Origin of the sequence: Ensifer adhaerens (genome assembly GCF_002007205.1) — a bacterium.
Lineage (GTDB): Bacteria > Pseudomonadota > Alphaproteobacteria > Rhizobiales > Rhizobiaceae > Ensifer > Ensifer adhaerens_D.
In genome coordinates this window covers 1-16,971 of the sequence record NZ_LAZS01000011.1, presented here as the reverse complement: position 1 = coordinate 16,971, position 16,971 = coordinate 1, and the positions used below count along the sequence as shown (strand labels likewise).

18 protein-coding genes are annotated in these 16,971 nt (G+C 63.5%); 9 read left to right on the top strand and 9 right to left on the bottom strand.

What is annotated here, in order from left to right:
- Window positions 1–319 precede the first annotated feature (319 nt).
- The 4 genes from XB14_RS23695 to XB14_RS23680 form a co-directional block, all read right to left on the bottom strand.
- On the bottom strand, window positions 320–2,203 hold the full coding sequence (locus XB14_RS23695) for a patatin-like phospholipase family protein (protein ID WP_179119649.1): 1,884 nt from the start codon (window positions 2,201–2,203) through the stop codon (window positions 320–322).
- A gap of 210 nt (window positions 2,204–2,413) precedes the next feature.
- Window positions 2,414–3,055 (bottom strand): hypothetical protein, encoded by a 642-nt coding sequence (locus tag XB14_RS32790; protein ID WP_143348516.1) that lies wholly within the window; start codon window positions 3,053–3,055, stop codon window positions 2,414–2,416.
- Window positions 3,056–3,183: 128 nt separating this feature from the next.
- On the bottom strand, window positions 3,184–3,726 hold the full coding sequence (locus tag XB14_RS23685) for an MgtC/SapB family protein (protein ID WP_077964859.1): 543 nt from the start codon (window positions 3,724–3,726) through the stop codon (window positions 3,184–3,186).
- A 116-nt stretch (window positions 3,727–3,842) separates the two neighbouring features.
- Window positions 3,843–4,289, bottom strand: coding sequence for a pseudoazurin (locus tag XB14_RS23680; RefSeq protein WP_077964857.1), 447 nt, complete (start codon window positions 4,287–4,289; stop codon window positions 3,843–3,845).
- A gap of 151 nt (window positions 4,290–4,440) precedes the next feature.
- Between XB14_RS23680 and XB14_RS23675 the strand changes: the two genes are divergently transcribed.
- From XB14_RS23675 to XB14_RS23655, 5 genes are all read left to right on the top strand, one after another.
- Complete coding sequence (locus XB14_RS23675) at window positions 4,441–5,097, top strand: MarR family winged helix-turn-helix transcriptional regulator (RefSeq protein WP_077964853.1); 657 nt, start codon at window positions 4,441–4,443, stop codon at window positions 5,095–5,097.
- Window positions 5,098–5,318: 221 nt separating this feature from the next.
- Complete coding sequence (locus tag XB14_RS23670) at window positions 5,319–5,867, top strand: carboxymuconolactone decarboxylase family protein (RefSeq protein WP_077964844.1); 549 nt, start codon at window positions 5,319–5,321, stop codon at window positions 5,865–5,867.
- 62 nt (window positions 5,868–5,929) lie between these two features.
- Entirely contained in the window at window positions 5,930–6,490 is a 561-nt protein-coding gene (locus XB14_RS23665) for a peroxiredoxin family protein (RefSeq protein WP_143348515.1), read from the top strand.
- A 17-nt stretch (window positions 6,491–6,507) separates the two neighbouring features.
- Window positions 6,508–7,215, top strand: coding sequence for a glutamine amidotransferase (locus tag XB14_RS23660; protein WP_077964840.1), 708 nt, complete (start codon window positions 6,508–6,510; stop codon window positions 7,213–7,215).
- Window positions 7,208–7,963, top strand: a complete 756-nt coding sequence (locus tag XB14_RS23655) for an MOSC domain-containing protein (RefSeq protein ID WP_077964838.1) — start codon at window positions 7,208–7,210, stop codon at window positions 7,961–7,963. Before XB14_RS23660 ends, XB14_RS23655 begins: the two co-directional genes overlap by 8 nt.
- On the opposite strand, the gene XB14_RS23650 is transcribed toward XB14_RS23655, so the two are convergent.
- The gene (locus XB14_RS23650) at window positions 7,910–9,391 is read right to left on the bottom strand and encodes an FAD/NAD(P)-binding protein (protein ID WP_234804129.1); all 1,482 of its coding nucleotides are present in this window, start codon (window positions 9,389–9,391) and stop codon (window positions 7,910–7,912) included. The two genes, XB14_RS23655 and XB14_RS23650, sit on opposite strands and share 54 nt — an antisense overlap.
- A complete protein-coding gene (ssuD, locus tag XB14_RS23645) occupies window positions 9,388–10,569 on the bottom strand; it encodes an FMNH2-dependent alkanesulfonate monooxygenase (protein WP_077964836.1) in 1,182 nt (393 codons plus the stop codon). Before ssuD ends, XB14_RS23650 begins: the two co-directional genes overlap by 4 nt.
- Window positions 10,570–10,755: 186 nt before the next feature.
- Here ssuD and XB14_RS23640 point away from each other — a divergent pair, with 186 nt between their 5' ends.
- From XB14_RS23640 to XB14_RS23625, 4 genes are all read left to right on the top strand, one after another.
- On the top strand, window positions 10,756–11,304 hold the full coding sequence (locus XB14_RS23640; RefSeq protein WP_077964834.1) for a flavin reductase family protein: 549 nt from the start codon (window positions 10,756–10,758) through the stop codon (window positions 11,302–11,304).
- A 172-nt stretch (window positions 11,305–11,476) separates the two neighbouring features.
- On the top strand, window positions 11,477–12,484 hold the full coding sequence (tauA, locus tag XB14_RS23635; protein ID WP_077964832.1) for a taurine ABC transporter substrate-binding protein: 1,008 nt from the start codon (window positions 11,477–11,479) through the stop codon (window positions 12,482–12,484).
- A 75-nt stretch (window positions 12,485–12,559) separates the two neighbouring features.
- Window positions 12,560–13,351 (top strand): taurine ABC transporter ATP-binding protein, encoded by a 792-nt coding sequence (locus XB14_RS23630; protein ID WP_077964830.1) that lies wholly within the window; start codon window positions 12,560–12,562, stop codon window positions 13,349–13,351.
- Window positions 13,348–14,196: an ABC transporter permease subunit gene (locus tag XB14_RS23625; protein WP_077964828.1), complete on the top strand. Its 849-nt coding sequence runs from the start codon at window positions 13,348–13,350 to the stop codon at window positions 14,194–14,196. The genes XB14_RS23630 and XB14_RS23625 overlap by 4 nt, the downstream gene beginning before the upstream one ends.
- Before the next feature lie 10 nt (window positions 14,197–14,206).
- Here the strand turns inward: XB14_RS23625 and XB14_RS23620 are convergent, their stop codons facing one another.
- The 3 genes from XB14_RS23620 to XB14_RS33470 form a co-directional block, all read right to left on the bottom strand.
- Window positions 14,207–15,613, bottom strand: coding sequence for an FAD/NAD(P)-binding protein (locus XB14_RS23620; protein WP_077964826.1), 1,407 nt, complete (start codon window positions 15,611–15,613; stop codon window positions 14,207–14,209).
- Between the two features lie 307 nt (window positions 15,614–15,920).
- Window positions 15,921–16,526 carry an RBBP9/YdeN family alpha/beta hydrolase gene (locus XB14_RS23615; RefSeq protein WP_077964824.1) on the bottom strand — a complete coding sequence of 202 codons (606 nt, stop codon included), beginning with the start codon at window positions 16,524–16,526 and terminating at the stop codon, window positions 15,921–15,923.
- 261 nt (window positions 16,527–16,787) lie between these two features.
- Window positions 16,788–16,971: hypothetical protein (locus tag XB14_RS33470; RefSeq protein WP_210190045.1), on the bottom strand; the 184-nt coding region annotated here is incomplete at its 5' end.

Sequence of the window (16,971 nt, the reverse complement as noted above, 5' to 3'; positions counted from 1 at the left end):
CCGTTTTGCGAGCATCGAATGACCAGAAACGTCCCGCAGTTACACCCAAAGGAACCCGAACGGCAGACCGGTTCGGGGACGAAACATTTTCGAATGCAAACCGCCATATCTCCGATTGCACTCTATTTATTGGTCTTTTTAATGCAAAGCGAGAGAGCCGCCGCTGGCTCCCCGGGCACAAGGCTACCCTAAAATACTACAACCGCAAGGGGACGGTGACAACTTAACAAAGGCGGCAATTTCAGCCGAAAACACCGGCGTCAGAACCTCATGCGCTCCTTTCAGCGGTGTTCCGGCGCACGGAAGGCTGGGGTCCGTCCTAGAGCGCAGAACGGCCCTGGGCGCTGCCATATGTTTCCGGCGACCCGGAGCGGACAGGCAGGCCGAAGATAGCCTCCATCCGCGGATCGTCCTCGGCCATTCGTTCCTCGATCCATCGCCCTGCCCATTGGTAGGCTTCGGCAAACAGTTCGGAATGCCGGCTCCAGTCCATGAAACTGATCGCCGCCGATACCGGTGGGGAAATCAGGATGTCTCGCTCGCCGAGCACGATTTCCTGCGGCCTGTGCGCCAGCATGCTCGCCGCGATGACCTGGATCATATTGGGGATCTTCGGCAGGCCGGAACGGCCAAAAGGGTTCAGCAGCCGAACGGTCAACTCGGACGCACCGGGAATGCTGTCGTAATCGACATGATGTTTCCCCGGACCGCCCCCGCCGAGACTGACGACGACGTTGGGGCCGGTCTTCAGTTCCTTCATCTGCTCCAGCGGCAGATTGTTCATAATCGCCCCGTCGACCAGCATATCACCCTCCGCCGTGAAGAAAGGCGGCAGGACGCCGGGGATCGAGCCGGACGCCCTGACGGCCTGCCACAGCTTTCCGCGGCGATGGACATGCGCCTGGCCGCTCGAGAGATTGGTCGAGAGCGCGAAGAACGGCAGCCAGAGATCCTCGATGAGAACGTCGCCGTATTCCGCTTGCAGGGTACGATCGAGCACCTTGTGATCCAGCAGCGCATATTGCGGCACGGTAAGGCGACGGAATGCGCGGCTGCGGACGAAGATCTCATGCGTCCCGCGGTTGATTTCGTCAGCGCTCATACCGCTCGCAAAGCCCGCCATCATCGCTGCACCCGAACTGGTGCCTCCGAGATAATCGAAGGAGGCGCCGGCCTCGATAAAGGCCTTATGGACGCCGAGATGCGCGCATCCGAGCGAGCCACCGCCAGCCGCTACAAAACCACTCGCCTCACCGGAAATGAAACGGACCAGTCGCTCGACGTCCCTGCCGTCTTCCAGCGCAACGTGGTGGTGCTGCCGGATTCCGGGGCGCTCGTCGAGCCAGCCGGCGGTCCCGGAGACAGCGGCAGTGCGCTTGCCGTGCAGCAGGACCAGCCGAAGGTTCGATGGAGGATGCACCGAGAGCGCCAGCTGCTCGGACCGGTTCAGCTTCGGCGAACCGGACGCCTCTCCAACCAACAGGACGCCATCGGCCTGGCGGATGCAGACACGCGTCCAGTCGCTCGGCTCCTCGTCGGCGATGTAGACGATGATCCCTGCTTTGGCCTCCAGTTGATTGAGCCAGTCCAGCACCGGCTGGTCATCGATCGGAACGCCGGGAAAGCGCTCTTCGATATCGGCCCTCGCCAGAAAGGCCGTGCGCTTGGAGCCGGCGAAGGCGTTGCGCAGGAGCTCGATAAAGACAGGAGAAATGCGGCTATGCCCGGCCGCAACGACGGCGAGCGTTCGAACCCGGCAGGGCTCCCTGGCATGGGGCGACGCCGGCCCCTGCATCGCAAACCGGCGCGCCAGAAACGTCGTGACGGATTGGCGCAGGCTCGGGAGCGCGCTGGCAGCCCTTTCGAACTGTTGAGTACCGATCGACAGAACGATGGAATCGCGGGCGGCAACGACGGTGGCCATGCGCGGCAGACCGGCAAAGAAACCGACTTCTCCCACGAGCTCACCCTGCCCTATTTCGGCGACCGGTACGGCCACGTCATCCCTATGCACGGTGAAGCGGCCGGACAGGACGACGAAAAACCGATCCGACGGCTCCCCCTGGCGGACCAGGATCTCCCCGCGTCGAACGATCCCGCGATCGGAGTTGGCAGCCAAAGCCTCCAGCGCCGCCAGTGACGTCTGGTCGAACATCAATGTCTCAGACAACAACTTGGCGGCAAGGGAACCGGTCGCGTCCATCGAACCTTCCTTGGAACAGATAGCTTGCAAGCTTAGCCGTTTCGATTGGAATTTCCGAACAGATTCCTCGGCGAACAGGAAGGGGAAGTAGGCGTTCACCGGGCAAATAGGCGAAGAGACCCGAACCCGATCCGGCGCCAGGACGCCAAGCCGATCACAACCTATCGGTGCGGGCACCAATAGGCATTGCAACATCGCTCCGACCGTGGCCTATATCGGGCCTTCCAACACCTCCCGCGCGCAAGATGACCGCAACGATCCCTCTCCTGTCCCTGGCTCAACGATCCACCTTGCCCGGCTGCAACCCGCAGTCTCGCGGACTTCCGAGCGTGGTTCGAGAGAACCGCCGCGATGCCGTGCACGACGCGCGAGCGATCGGCCCAATTCGCGGGGTGGCATGATGCCTTCCGTCCCATTGCCGTTCGTGGTCGCGCTGCTGCTTGCGGTTCTGTTCGTGCGCATCGTCGCCCAGCGTGATCGCTCTTTTCGGCCGGCAACGGTTTTCGTCGCCGCCTGCATTCTCCAGGTCGTCACCGTCGGCCTGCGCAGCTTGGCGGCCAGCCAGTTCAGATTGCGCCAGCTGCCGCCATAGCCGTGGGAAAGCACCACGAGCGGGCGCACCCCTTCGGCGGTCGCCGCATCCCAGATAGCCTCTGTCCCGTAAAAGACCCGATTTTCACCGACAGCGACCGTAGCCGCCCGATCCCGAGTGGGGTACCAGAACGCCGCGTGCAGGGAGCGAGGGCTGTCCACATCGAGTTCGGCCTCGCGAAAGCCGATCTTATCTGCTGCATGGGCCAGCGTTGCAGCATGAAGCCACAGCGCCCCGGCAAAAACGGATGATCTGAACATGAAAGCCCCTTCGGTTGGAAACCTGGCCTGCATGTCCTGGGAACGACCGCTCGGCGACCTCGAACGCGATCGAGGACGAAACGCAACCGACGGCATTCGGATTCTCTGAGATCACGCCTCGGCGAAACCTATCGTCTGGCCTGCTTTTTACCGGGCCCGTTGTTCGCCTCGTCCTGCGGCTCGACGTCCGGCTTTTCGTGCCGCATGGCTTTAGCCTCGAAGTGGCCGATGACGGTGAGAACGGCGAATGCGGAACCGACCGCAAGGCCAGCAACGATCCAATGGCCGAATCCGACCGAAATGCCGATCGCGCCGGCGAGCCAGAGGCTGGCGCCGGTCGTCAGGCCCTGAACCTCTCCACGGGACAGGACGATGGTGCCGGCTGCAAGAAAGGCGACGCCTGCTGTGACCGCCTCCACCACGCGCAGCGGATCAATGCGGACGCGCTCGTCGAAGAAGCCGCCGAGGCGGACGCTTTCGATCGAGATGATGCCGAAGGTGCAGGCTGCCAGGCAGACGAGCATGTGGGTCTTGAGCCCAGCAGGGCGTGCCTTGACCTCGCGCTCGAAGCCAATGACCGCGCCCATCAGAAGCGCTCCAAGGATGCGCGCAAAGATGACTGTATAGGGAATTTGCGAAGGCGGGAACAATTCGGCGGTGATCTGATCCATGCGGAACCAACGCGAAGCCTTCGCATTGGTTCCGCATGATGGCGCCCACGCCTCACCCAGTGCGCAGACGCCAGGAGCGGCCTGTCCCCACCCCGCTCCGAAGCACTAGCATTGGACTAGTTGCCGAGCGCTGCGATCGCAGCGTCCAGGCGTTCCTGGGCCTTTTTCGGGTTCTTGGCCGTCTTCGCGGCATCCAGATTGGCCGGCGCATCGCCGACCTGAACGACGCCCACCATACCCATGCCGTAGTGCGGCGTGCACTTGACGCCGTAGACGCCAGGCGCCGTGAAGGTGACCTTGTAGTTTTCGTTGATCTTGCTTTTGAAGGCTTCGGCGCCATCGGGGATCATGCCCTTGATGGTTTCGACGTTATGCCCCTTGTCGGTCGGGATGAAGGTGACCGTGTCGCCGGGCGCAACCTTCAGCGACGCCGGCTCGAAAACCATCGCGCCATCTTTGCCCTTGTTCAGCATGTGCACTTCGAAGTCCGCGGCGGCTGCCGGTGCGGCGATCAGCATTGCAGCGATCGCGATACCAAATCCGCTCTTGATTGCATTCAACATCGTCTTCTCCATTTGAGCGACCAGCCCGTGCTCGGGTTGTTCGAGAAGAGACTTAAGCCTGAGATACGCCCTCCACTTTGATGCGCGTCAAATTCGCATCGCTTTTTTGGCGGCGTTGACATTAGATAGGAATCCTATATTTATTATCCGTATGAGCAAGGAACCTGACACGACACCTGCCCTGGTCGACCGTATCGGCGACGGGCTCTCCCGCGTGGCGACGGCCATGCGCACCGAAGCCTGGGCAACCGCGGAGGCGATCGGCCTCAATCCGACACAGCTGCAGATCCTGACCTTCCTGATTGCCCGCGGCCGCAGCGGTATGCGGGTAAAGCAGATCGCCGGCTATCTCGGCGTCAGCCAGCCGACGACGACGGACTCGGTCAACGCGCTGCTTCGCAAGGGACTGGTCGAGAAGCGGCGGGACCCGAGCGACGCGCGCGCCCTTTCGGTTGCAACCACGCCGGCCGGCGAGGATGCCGTCCGTCAGGCAGGACGGCTCGCCTCCGCGACGGAGGATGCCATCGCCTCGCTTTCGCGCCTCGAGCAGCAGGATCTGCTCATGCATCTCATCAAGATCATCCGTCGCCTGCAGACGGCCGGCGCCATTCCGGAACAGCGCATGTGCGTCAACTGTCGATACTTCCGGCCACATGTCTATGACGACCCCAAAACGCCGCATCATTGCGCGTTCGTCGATGCCGCCTTCGGCCCGGCGGAACTGCGCGTCGATTGCGGCGAATACGAAACGGCAGAGCCGGAGGTGCAACGGGCTGCCTGGCGTATTTTCAATCGCGAGACGGTCTGATCATGCGGACGAAGAGCGGCACATCCATCGGCGGAAAGGCCGGCTATCCCGAAGGCGTCACGGAGTCACCCCGGCGCGTTCACAACGAACTTCACCATCGGATTTCGCGAGCACTGTTTCCTGTGTCGCAAGCGGACAGACGATGATGTCGGCGCCGGTCCGACGACTGCCATCGGCGGACCGGCAATTTTCTCCCTCCACGCAAACAGAAAGAGAAAACCATGAGCAGAATTAATCTAGTTGACCCCGCTTCGGCAACTGGTCCGAGCGCCGAACTGCTTGGCGAAATCCGCTCGGCCTTCGGGGTCGCACCCAACATGTTCCGGGCCGTCGCCAATTCGCCGGCAGCCCTTGCCAGCATGTGGGGCTCCTTTGGCGCCCTCGGCAAGGGACGCCTCGGCGCCAAGCTCGGCGAGCAGATCGCCGTTGCCGTGGCGGATCGCAACAATTGCCACTATTGCCTGGCGGCTCATACTGCCCTTGGCCGCAAGGCCGGCGCGACCGCCGAGGAGATGACGGCAGCGCAACGCGGCAAATCCTCCGACCCGAAGACGGCGGCGGCCCTTGCCTTTGCACAGAAGCTCGTGGAGGCGCGCGGACAGGTATCCGACGTGGATGTGCGCACCTTGCGCGACGCCGGCTTCGATGACCAGGACATCGTCGAGATCATCGCCCATGTCGCGCTCAACCTGTTCACCAACTACGTCAACGTCGCGCTTGCCGTTCCGGTCGATTTCCCCGGCGTGAAGCTCGTTCGCGAAGCCGCCTGATCCGCACATGTCGCAAAGGTCGGGCGAGGAGCGTTCGCCCGGCCACACTGGAGATGAGGACAATGAACAGCAATCACAGGACCGCGGCTCCGGAGCTGGCGGTTTCAACCTGGTTCAATACACCGGAACACTTGAGCCTCGCGCAGCTTCGAGGCCGCGTGGTATTCCTTCATGCTTTTCAGATGCTCTGCCCCGCCTGCGTTTCGCACGGTCTGCCACAGACCCAGCGCGTCCAGGGCATTTTCCGTGACACCGATCTTCAGGTCATCGGCCTGCATTCGGTGTTCGAGCATCACGCAGTCATGACGCCGGAAGCGCTGCAGGCTTTCATTCATGAATATAGGCTGACCTTTCCGATCGCCGTCGACGAGCCTTCCGACCAGGCACCGATACCGAAAACCATGGAACGCTACGGCATGCGGGGCACGCCGACGGCGATCATCATCGGCCGCGACGGCAAAATCGAACACCACCGCTTCGGCATCGAAGACGACATGGTCATCGGCGCGCGTCTTGCCACACTCATCGCGGCCCCGATCCCCGATCTGGCAACGACGGCCACCGACGCCGGGTGCACCAGCGACGGCTGCATCCCCGGCGCCCGTGTCGGCGAGACCCCCTGAAGCATGGAGAACAGACGATGACGACCAGAAAGGCGCTCGCCCTCAGGCATGTGCATTTCGAAGATCTCGGCAGCTTTTCCGGACCGCTGCGAGCGGCGGGGTTCGAAATCGAGTACCGCGACGTCGGCGACGAAGACTACCTCTCTTTCGATCCGTTGGAGCCCGATCTCGTCATCGTGCTCGGCGGTCCGATCGGCGTCTATGAAGATGAGGCCTACCCCTTCCTCGCCGGGGAGATCGCGATGCTGCAGAAGCGCCTTGCCAGCGGCCGGCCGACACTCGGCATCTGCCTCGGCGCCCAGTTGATCGCGCGGGCGCTTGGCGCTCGCGTCTACGCCTCCGGCCTCAAGGAGATCGGGTTTTCGCCGCTGAGCCTTACCGCCGCGGGCCAGGCCTCGCCGCTGCGCCATCTCGCCGACGTCCCGGTCCTGCATTGGCACGGCGACACCTACGATCTGCCCGCCGGCACTGGCCTGCTGGCATCGACGCCACAGACCGTCCAGCAAGCCTTCGCGCGCGGAAAGACCGTGCTCGCGCTTCAGTTTCACCCGGAGGCCGTTGACGGAGCGGCATTCGAACGCTGGCTCGTCGGTCACGCCTGCGAACTGTCAGCCGCCGGGCTCAGCGTACCGGCTCTGCGTGCCGATGCCCGACGTCTCGGCCCGCGCCTGGAGACGGCGGCGGCTTCGATGATCGGCGAATGGCTGGAGAACATTGATGGTTGAGCCGGCCCCGATCGCGCTCGACGCCCTGCTCATCGGCACCCTTTCGCCGATCGACGACCGAGGAACCCTGAGCGGCATCGACAAACACCCGACCGCCGGTCCGGTGCATCTCGGCACAACGGGCTTTGCCGGCGACCATCAGGGTGATCTCAAGAGGCACGGCGGCCCCGACAAGGCCGTGCATCACTACCCACGCGACCACTATCAGGCATGGGTGGACGAGATCGGTCGCGTTTCGCGGCTGGAGCAGCCGGGCGCGTTCGGTGAGAACATCTCGGCTTTGGGGCCGACCGAAAGCGATGTGGCGGTCGGCGACCGGTTTCGCCTTGGCGAAGCTCTCGTTGAGGTGAGCCAGGGTCGACAACCATGCTGGAAGCTGAACCGCCGCTTCGATCTGCCGGACATGGCGCGCCGCGTTCAGCAGACCGGCCGCACCGGATGGTACTACCGCGTCATCGAAACTGGCATGGTTTCGCCCGGCGACCGGTTGCAGCTCGTCGAACGCCGCCACCCGGAATGGACGATCGCCCGGCTGTGGCACTATTTCTACGTCGATACGCTCAACCGCGATGCGCTGTCCGAGATCGCCAGCCTCGCCACCCTGCCGCCGAATTGGCGGGACTATGCGGTCAAGCGCCTGCAGACACGGGCTGTCGAGGATTGGACCCGCCGGCTCGACGGCGAGGCCCGGGCTTCAAGGCCTGGCGACGCCGGCGAGGGCCGTGATCGGCCGCTGACGAACGGATGACGCCGCCCTGCGACGGCTGGCGCCCCTCTCCGGACGCGCCAGCATCTCGGCGATCTCATCGGCGATGAAGATCGCGTGATCGTTGACCTGCGGCAGGCCCATGAGCTCGCCGAATGTGCCACGCGCCAGCGGCCCGGCAACGATCAGCGATCTCTCGGCCACGCCACTCGCCCCGATCGCCCGGCTCGTCTCGTCGCAGGCAAGCCCCAGTCCGACGCTGTCCGCGCGCAACCAGCCCTTCGACGCCAGATCCGCGAGCCAGTCCTGGCTTGAAAGAATGCCGGTGTGTGCCGGCCCGGTCGTCACGAGGCAGGCATCAAACAACAGGCGTTCACGCACGCGCGTCTGCCGGTGACGGATATCGACCGCGACGACCTGGCCATAGCGTTCGACGCCTTCGATCTCAGCGCCGAGGATGCGCAACTGTCCCGTCTCGATTGCCTGCCGGATCGCACCGTCGATCTGTGGCGCCACACGGAACCGGTGCGCGTCCCAGAAGGGCCGCAAGCGCTGCACGAGACGGCGTCGCTCCGCCACGGGCAGCGCCCGCCAGATCTGTCCGCCCTGGCCGCGCAGGGCGTCGAAAACCGCGTGCCAGCTCAATCCGGCCGCAGCGGCCTGCCGCACCGCCAGGCGCACGCGTCGAAGCAGTTCGAGCGCGGTTCGCGCCGGGCTACCGACAAAATCGCCGAAGGGCTCCTGCGCCTTAGCCGCATGGCCACGCGAACGAAGACCGCGGCGCGACAGCGCAACGATCGACCCGCGATGGTCGGCGCGCCTCAGCGAGGCAATCACATCCGCCGCCGTCAGGCCGTTTCCGAGCACCAGAACATGGTCATCCGGACGAAGACAGGCAAGTGAACCGCCGACCGTGGTGTCGGCGACGAAACGCGGGTGACCATCGAGCGCCTGCGCAACGCTTTTCGGCGCGCATGGCGCCGGATGCGTCGTGGCGATCACGACGATGTCGGCCAGCAGTTCCGTGCCCCCGTCGGAGCGCAGCCGCCAGCGCGTCCCATGCCTCTCGACGCGCGCGATACGCTCGCGCCGATGCACGACCTTGCCGCTTCTGACGAACGGTGCGACGAACTCGCCGACATATCGCCCGAACACCGCCCTCCGCACGTAGAGATGGCCATCGGCCGCCCTTGCTTCGGGATCCCCCCGCGGTTCGCCACGGGCCGAGAGCCAATTCAGGAAGTCGTCGGGATCATCAGGAACGAGACTCATGCGCGCCGCGGGCACATTGGTGCGATGGGCGGGATTTACCGTATCATAGGCAAGTCCCGCACCGAGCCGGCCTCGCGGCTCGAAGACTACGATGGCCGCACCGTCGCTGGCAGCATTGCGTGCGAGGTTCGCCGCCACCACGGCGCCGGTGAAACCGCCGCCGATGATCGCAACCACGGTTCGCCGGGCGCCCGTCACGATTGCGAGACCTTCAGCTTCGGGCGATGATCGCCGGCGATGGTTTCGCCGAACGGCCCGGTGTTGATCGAGGTCTCACGGGCCGGAATGGAATGGGCCAGCGGCAGATGCGGCAGAACCAGTTCGCCGAAGCGATAGGCCTCTTCCAGATGCGGGTAACCGGAAAGGATGAAGCTGTCGATTCCGACTTGCCGGTACTCCTCCATGCGCGCCTTGACTTGATCAGGATCGCCGACCAGCGCCGTTCCGGCACCTCCGCGCACCAGACCGACGCCGGCCCACAGATTGGGAGCGATTTCGAGCTTGTCCCGCCTGCCGCCATGCAGGCGGCTCATGCGGCTCTGACCAACCGAATCCATGCGCTCGAACACCTTCTGTGCGGCGGCAATCGTTTCGTCGTCCACATATTGTATCAATTCGTCGGCCGCCTGCCACGCCTCCTTTGCGGATTCGCGAACGATGACATGAAGACGGATACCGAAGGTGACCTCCCTGCCCTCGGCATCGGCGAGGGCGCGAACTTCGGCGATCTTCCGGGCGACGTCCTCCACCGGCTCGCCCCAGGTCAGGTACTTGTCGATCGTGCGCGCTGCGACCTCCTGCCCCTTTCCGGAAGAGCCGCCGAAATAGAGCGGCGGGCGGGGCTGCTGCACGCACGGAAACAGGAGCTTGCCGCCCTCGATATCGAAGTGATTTCCCTTGAAGTTTACCTCTTCTCCGCGAAGCACGGCCTTGTAGATGTTCAGGAATTCCTCGGTCACCTCGTAGCGATCGCCATGCGCGAGGTGAATGCCGTCGCCCTTGTTCTCGATCGGATCGCCGCCGGTCACCACGTTGATCAGCAGCCGCCCGCCCGAGAGACGGTCCAGCGTCGCCGTCATGCGGGCCGCAAGCGTGGGAGAGAGCAGGCCGGGCCGAACCGCGATCAGGAACCGCAGCTTTTCCGTGAGTGGCGCCAGCGCCGAGGCGACCACCCAACTGTCCTCGCAACTGCGGCCGGTCGGGATGAGCACGCCATAGTAACCGAGCGCGTCGGCGGCCTGCGCCACCTGCTTGAGGTAGTTGAGGTCCACGTTTCGCCCGCCGCGCGTGGTTCCGAGATAGCGGCTGTCGCCATGGGTCGGCAGGAACCAGAGAACATTGATTTTCTCGGGGATTTCGTTGGGCACAATTCCCATTCGCGCAGGCCTCCTCACAGGTTCCTTCGACGGCAAGCAAGGCCGCACTCGATTGGTAAAAAGCATAAACTCTATAAAATTTATTGACAATAAGAAATCGGGCGATCATCCTTGATGTGAGGAAAATTTTTCCCGCATCAGCCGCCAGCGATCGGGAATTAGATTAAATTTTTCGAGGATTTGGCCATGACCATCGCGCTTGCCGCTTCTCCCGCATTCGACGCCATCGTTCCGACCGCCAACGGTTACGCGCCGATCACCACGCCTGCGCTGAAGGCGGCCATGCGCAACTTCTCAGGCGGCGTCTCCGTCATCACCGCCGGGATAGGCGAGGAGCGCACCGGCGCCACCGTGACCTCCGCGACCGCGCTCGCCGTTGATCCGCCGACCATGATCGTCAACATCAACCGCACGTCCTCCACCTGGCCCGTCATCGAGCGCTACCGGCATTTCTGTGTCAACCTACTTTCGCGGGAGCAGCAAACGGTCGCCGAGCGCTTCTCCGGTGTCGACGGCACCAAGGGCGCCGCTCGCTACGACGGCGCCGAATGGATCCGGCTTGCCAGCGGAGCCTCCGCGCTCGCCGGCGCGCTTGCCGCCATTGATTGCGAGGTCGAGGAGATCATCGAGCGCCATAGCCATGCGATCATCCTCGGCCGGGTGGTGGCGATTACAGCGGGAACAGGCGAACCGATCGTCTACCACAACGGTCGCTACGGCGGCGTGCAGTTCTGACGCTGCCTTCCATGCACGGGACAGAGCGCTGCCATGGGCATAAACTTTGGAATGCGTTCTCAGCGAAGCGGCAAAAAGCGGAATAATTTATCTACATAAAATCCATGCTTTTAATCAACATAACGTCAGGACTTCCTGAGGAAGCCGCAACCCGACCGTTGAGGAGCATACGATGACGATCCGCAGACGTACCCTTCTTGCCGCGAGTGCCGCCCTCTTGGCGGCGAGCCAGCTTTCCCTTCCGGCCCATGCGGACGAAACGACGCTGACCATCGGCTATCAGCCAATCGTCGAACCTTCGCGCGTGCCGCAGGCAGACGGGACCTATGAAAAGGTGACCGGCGCCAAGATCAACTGGCAGAAATTCGATGGTGGCGCCGACGTGATCGCAGCGCTTGCGTCCGGGTCGATCGATATCGGCTATGTCGGATCCTCGCCACTGGCCGCCGCCGCGAGCCGCCAGATCCCGCTCGAAACGATCTTCGTCGTCGGCCTGATCAGCGACGCAGAGGCGCTGGCGGTCAAGGGGATCGACAAGCCGGAAGAGCTTGCCGGCAAGAAGATCGCAACCCCCTTCGTCTCGACGGCGCATTACAGCCTGCTCACCGCCTTGAAACACTGGAACGTTGACCCGAAGTCGGTCGAGATCCTCAACCTTCGGCCGCCGGAGATCGCGGCCGCCTGGCAGCGTGGCGATATCGACGGAGCCTATGTCTGGGATCCGGTTCTGTCCGAAGTCAAGAAGACCGCGACCGTGCTTGCGACATCGAGCGATGTCGCGAAATGGGGCGGGCCGACCTTCGACGCCTGGATTGTCAGCAAGAAGTTTGCCGAGGAACATCCTGAAATCGTCACCGGCTTCGTCAAGGTGACCGGCGACGCCTATGCGGATTACCGCGCCAAGCCGGAGGCCTGGAGCGCCGGCTCGCCGCAGGCCGAGAAGATCGCACGGCTGACCGGCGCAAAGCCTGAGGAGGTGCCGAACCTGCTCAAGGGCTATTACTTCCCGTCGCTTAAAGAGCAGGCGGGCCCCGATCTTCTCGGTGGCGCCACCGCCAAGGCCATAGCGCAGACCTCAACCTTCCTGCTTGAACAGGGCAAGATCCCGGCAGTCCTCCCCGACTACGCGCCTTACGTTTCCGCCCGCTGGGCACAGGAAGCGGCAAAGCTCTCGTTCTGAAATTCACTCGACCAATGCTTCGCCCGGCTAGGACGGCCGGGCGGGCGCGTCTCTGCGCGATGCCAGGAGAACAGCATGTCAGTCCTCTCCCTTGAGAATGCCACGCTGCGGTATACAGGCGTCGACGGCGGGCACCCACCGGTGCTCGCGTCCGTCGACCTGTCGATCGACCAGGACGAATTCGTCGTCGTCATCGGCCGTTCCGGTTCGGGCAAGACCAGCCTTCTCAATCTGGCGGCAGGTTTCGTGAAACCGAGCAGCGGCCGCGTTCGGCTCGATGGCGCGCCGGTCACCGGCCCAGGGGCAGAGCGCGCCGTCGTGTTCCAGGACGATGCGCTCTATCCGTGGCTGACCGCCCTCGACAATGTCGCCTTTCCCCTGCGACTGCGCGGCTTTTCCAGGGCGGATCGGCTGGTGCGGGCGCGAACCCTTCTCGATCAGGTCGGGCTCAGCGATGCAGCCGAGCGGCATGTCTGGGAACTGTCGGGCGGTATGCGCCAGCGTGTCGGCATTGCCCGTGCGCTCGCCTCCAGCCCGAAGTTCCTCTTGATGGACGAGCCGCTCGGCGCACTCGATGCGCTCACCCGCAGCCGCATGCAGGGCTTTCTTCTCGACGTGTGGCAGGCAAACGGAGTCGGGGCGCTGTTGATCACCCACAGCATCGAGGAGGCGCTGTTGCTCGCGACGCGGATCATCGTCCTTGCCCCCAAGCCCGGCCGGATCACCAGCGAAATCTTCACCACCTTCGGCCGCGATCACCTCGCCGGAACGCCGCTTTCCGAGATTCGCAGTTCCCCCGCCTTTCGCCGCCTGCAGGACGAATTGACCGCGCTCATCCACGCCGAAGAGGAAGGAATTGCCGCATGAGCATCTCGGTAGAAGGCCTTCCGCCAATCATGCCGACAGTCCAAGACATCGACAGGCAATCGGAAGGGGACACCAGCCGGCCCTTGCCGCTTGTCTGGATTTCGCTCGCAACGATCACGGCTCTCCTTTTCCTCTGGAGCCTTGCGTCGAGCTACGGCTTCGTGTCGCCGCTCTTTCTGCCATCCCCGGTTGCCGTCTACCAGGCGCTGGAGAGCCTTGCCGTCACCGGTTTTGTCGATGCGACGCTTGCCCAGCACGTCGGCGCCAGCCTGCTGCGGATATTCGGCGCGCTTGCCGTCGCCCTCGTTGTCGGCGTCCCGGCCGGCCTTGCCATCGGAGCCAGCCGACTGGGCAAGGGCATCCTCGATCCGATCGTCGAGTTCCTGCGACCGCTGCCGCCGCTTGCCTATCTGCCGCTGGTGATCATCTGGCTCGGCATCGGCGAGGCGTCGAAGATTGCGGTGATTGCGCTGGCAATGCTTCCGCCGGTCATTCTTTCGACGGCAACAGGCGTCCGGTCCGCATCGGCCGATCACGTCAACGCCGCGCGGTCCTTCGGCGCTTCGCGCCTTCAGGTCCTGCGGCACGTCATCGTGCCGAGCGCCCTGCCCTCGATCCTCACGGGTACCCGTATCGCGCTTGGCGCCGGATGGTCGACGCTGGTGGCTGCCGAACTGGTCGCCGCAACCCGCGGTCTTGGATTCATGATCCAGTCCGCCGCCCAGTTCCTGGTGACCGACGTGGTGATCGCCGGCATTATCGTCATCGCTGCCGTCGCCTTCCTATTCGAGCTGGCGGCACGCCTTATCGAGCGCTGGCTGGTGCCCTGGTCGACACGGCGCTGAGCGGCAGGCGTCAGCCGGTCTTCAACGTGATCCGGTGCCGAGTGGCGATCAGCCGGGCTGCTGCATAGGTCTGCGTGACGATCTCCGGAACGAGATCGATGTCGGGCAGGCTGCCGACGCCGAGCGGCCCGATCGCATAGAGATTGCGCGTCGGGCGTCCGCCTGCGAGCACCTCGCCGGCCGGGCTGACGGCAATGCCGAGATCGAGTTCGTCGGGTTCTGCAAGGCCGCCGGAAAAAAGGCTCTGCATCAACGGCGCCTGAAGATCGGGCGCCGAACAACGACAGTCGATCACCTGGTCGGCTGACAGCAGCGTCTCCTGGCTTTCACCGGCAAAGCGCACCATCAACCCTTCCGGACGGCGCCGGCCGGCCCAGCCCTTGCGTAGCACGGTCCGCTCGCTGGCAAGCTCCTGCCGGAGACGCAGGTAGAGGGGTGCCGGCAGGCGATTGCGGTGGCTGTCGTAGATCGACCGCAGGTGCCGGTTAAAGCGATGTTTTTCTTCCTCTGGCAGCGCCTGCCAGAGGGACCGCGCCCGTCGGCGCAGGCCGTTCATTGCCGCCTGCCAGCCGAGCCCTGCCTCTTCTGCCTCGGCACAGGCCTGCCGGACGAAGCGAACGATCTCTCCGAGCCGCGTCGGCATCGGCTCGACCGGAAATGTCGGCGCTGCCGAAAGACGGGTATGCGGCTGCGGCAGGAAACCATGGCGGGAGAGGATGGTGACCTCGCCGGCAAAGCCGTTATCGCGAAGCTGCAGCAGGCGGTCGACCACCCGGACTCCGCTACCGAGCAGCACCGTATGGCGCGGCACGACGAGACGACGGGCGCGCACCAGTGGCTTTTCCTCGTCGGCAACTTCCATCTCGCCGCGGCGCAGACCAAAACCAGTCGCCAGCACAACGGCGTCACATTCTACGGTCGCGTTCTCCTGCACCACGAGAAAGCGCCCATTAGCCTGCTTGCGAAGACCAAGCACCGCCTGACAGGAGAGCTGCATCGAAATATCCGGCCGGCGCGTCAGCGCCTCGGAGAAGCGCTGGTAAACATAGTCGCTGAAGATGCTCTTCGGCACGAAGATCTGCTGGAATCCGGGAATGGCGGCCGGCACGGCGGCGCGAAACTCGGCATTGGCCGAGAGCCAGTCGTTGAAGTCTTCGGGCTGACCGGCGGCCACCGAAAGGTCGCGAACGCGGCTGTTGAGGATTTCGCCGCTCTGGGCGGCCGCCAGGACCTGCCCGCCGCTGATCGTCGGTTGCGGGTCGAAGAGATGGACGTGAAAGGCGGCCCGCACAGACTTCATCAGGGCGATAGCCATCATTACACCGGAAAAACCGCGGCCGACGATGGCGATATGCGGCTTGCCCCTAGAACCCATTTCCGTCGGAGACGTCTTGGCAAACAATCCATGGACAGTCATGTGCACTCTCCTATGGCCGGCCCCGCCGCAAAGTTTGAAATGCATGGCTGTTCGGTCCTCAACGCAGACACCGACCGAATTGTGAGGGTATGAAGTACCGCGTAAGGTCGCGAGAAGATATCGTCCGCCGCAACGGCGGTCGAGCCTGTAACCCTATCCCGGCTGGCCTGGCACCTTCGCGCATGTGCATCCCTAGACGGTATACTCTATAAACTTTGTGCGTTATTAGAGCGCGAAACGGCGCCGACATCAAGGGCCGCGTGGAATGACTGCAAAACGCGCTCTTTGTCGCCGTACTCTTGAGCGGTCAGACCGCACCGTTTGGCAAAGGTAACCACTCCGAAAATTCGCCAGGCTGGCCCCGTGTCATCTCCCGCCGCGAAATCCCGTTCAATACCTTCAACAGGTCATAGCCATGCGACCAGCGGCCAAAACCGCTGGCGATGTTGATATGCCCGGCATGGCCGAGATCGACGAGGCGGCTGCCCCAGCGGGTCGAGAAATGGCGTAGGCGGTCAAATGGCATATAAGGATCGTTGAGACTGCCAACGACGAGGCTCGAAAAGGGCAACGGCAGGTCTGGCATCGCCCCGAAATCGACGGCGCCGTGATGAAGCCGATCGGTCGGGCCGAGATCGCACGGCGCGACGAGCAAGGCGCTGCGTACCTGCCGCGCGAGCGGACGCCGCACCAGATTGGCGACCAGCAGGCAGCCGAGGCTGTGGGCGACCAGGTCGACGGTTCCATGCCGAAAGATCTCGTGTTCGAGCCTATCGCGCCAGAGATCGAGCCGCGGGCGGTCCCAGTCGTCCTGCTCGACGAGGACTGCCTGCGGGTCGTCATTAAGCCAATGGCGCTGCCAGTGGCCATTACCCGATCCGAACAACCCGGGAATGATGAGCGTTGTTGCCATAACATCAGCCGCTTACGAGAATGTTTCGAAGTAACGGCCGCGCATTTTGCCGCGCCCGATCCATGGCTTGATTATGGGAGAGCGGGCCGCGGCGCGTAAGCAAGGAACATTCAATATCTATAAATTCTATAGCATAACTTTTCAGAAGCATCGCACGACCTCAGATATTTTAGATGTCAGGCGTGGAACAATGTTGGGAGCAGAGTGTTTCTTTGGACGCCGTCAGAAGCGAAATCAGTTTCCCTTCGCGCGGCGGAAGCGTCAAAAATTTGCGTTGTTGGAGCCCATGAAATTGGTAGTTTGGCGCCGAAAGATACCGGCGCTCGAACAAGCCGGCCAACCGGCGATTTGAAGATCGGTTTGGATGAGGGGATAGCGCAGCCGCTTGCGGCTGCGGGGGCTAAGAGGTGACCGGAAGGTGACGGAGCGACGCAATGGGAACCGG

Excerpts from the sequence above, each read along its gene's own strand:
- XB14_RS23670 (WP_077964844.1), top strand. The coding sequence starts at position 5,319 with ATGAGCAGAATTAATCTAGTTGACCCCGCTTCGGCAACTGGTCCGAGC.
- XB14_RS23660 (WP_077964840.1), top strand. The coding sequence starts at position 6,508 with ATGACGACCAGAAAGGCGCTCGCCCTCAGGCATGTGCATTTCGAAGAT.
- ssuD (WP_077964836.1), bottom strand. The coding sequence starts at position 10,569 with ATGGGAATTGTGCCCAACGAAATCCCCGAGAAAATCAATGTTCTCTGG.
- XB14_RS23695 (WP_179119649.1), bottom strand. The coding sequence starts at position 2,203 with ATGGACGCGACCGGTTCCCTTGCCGCCAAGTTGTTGTCTGAGACATTG.
- XB14_RS23640 (WP_077964834.1), top strand. The coding sequence starts at position 10,756 with ATGACCATCGCGCTTGCCGCTTCTCCCGCATTCGACGCCATCGTTCCG.
- XB14_RS23685 (WP_077964859.1), bottom strand. The coding sequence starts at position 3,726 with ATGGATCAGATCACCGCCGAATTGTTCCCGCCTTCGCAAATTCCCTAT.
- tauA (WP_077964832.1), top strand. The coding sequence starts at position 11,477 with ATGACGATCCGCAGACGTACCCTTCTTGCCGCGAGTGCCGCCCTCTTG.
- XB14_RS23655 (WP_077964838.1), top strand. The coding sequence starts at position 7,208 with ATGGTTGAGCCGGCCCCGATCGCGCTCGACGCCCTGCTCATCGGCACC.
- XB14_RS23625 (WP_077964828.1), top strand. The coding sequence starts at position 13,348 with ATGAGCATCTCGGTAGAAGGCCTTCCGCCAATCATGCCGACAGTCCAA.
- XB14_RS23680 (WP_077964857.1), bottom strand. The coding sequence starts at position 4,289 with ATGTTGAATGCAATCAAGAGCGGATTTGGTATCGCGATCGCTGCAATG.
- XB14_RS23630 (WP_077964830.1), top strand. The coding sequence starts at position 12,560 with ATGTCAGTCCTCTCCCTTGAGAATGCCACGCTGCGGTATACAGGCGTC.
- XB14_RS23665 (WP_143348515.1), top strand. The coding sequence starts at position 5,930 with ATGAACAGCAATCACAGGACCGCGGCTCCGGAGCTGGCGGTTTCAACC.
- XB14_RS23620 (WP_077964826.1), bottom strand. The coding sequence starts at position 15,613 with ATGACTGTCCATGGATTGTTTGCCAAGACGTCTCCGACGGAAATGGGT.
- XB14_RS23615 (WP_077964824.1), bottom strand. The coding sequence starts at position 16,526 with ATGGCAACAACGCTCATCATTCCCGGGTTGTTCGGATCGGGTAATGGC.
- XB14_RS23675 (WP_077964853.1), top strand. The coding sequence starts at position 4,441 with ATGAGCAAGGAACCTGACACGACACCTGCCCTGGTCGACCGTATCGGC.
- XB14_RS32790 (WP_143348516.1), bottom strand. The coding sequence starts at position 3,055 with ATGTTCAGATCATCCGTTTTTGCCGGGGCGCTGTGGCTTCATGCTGCA.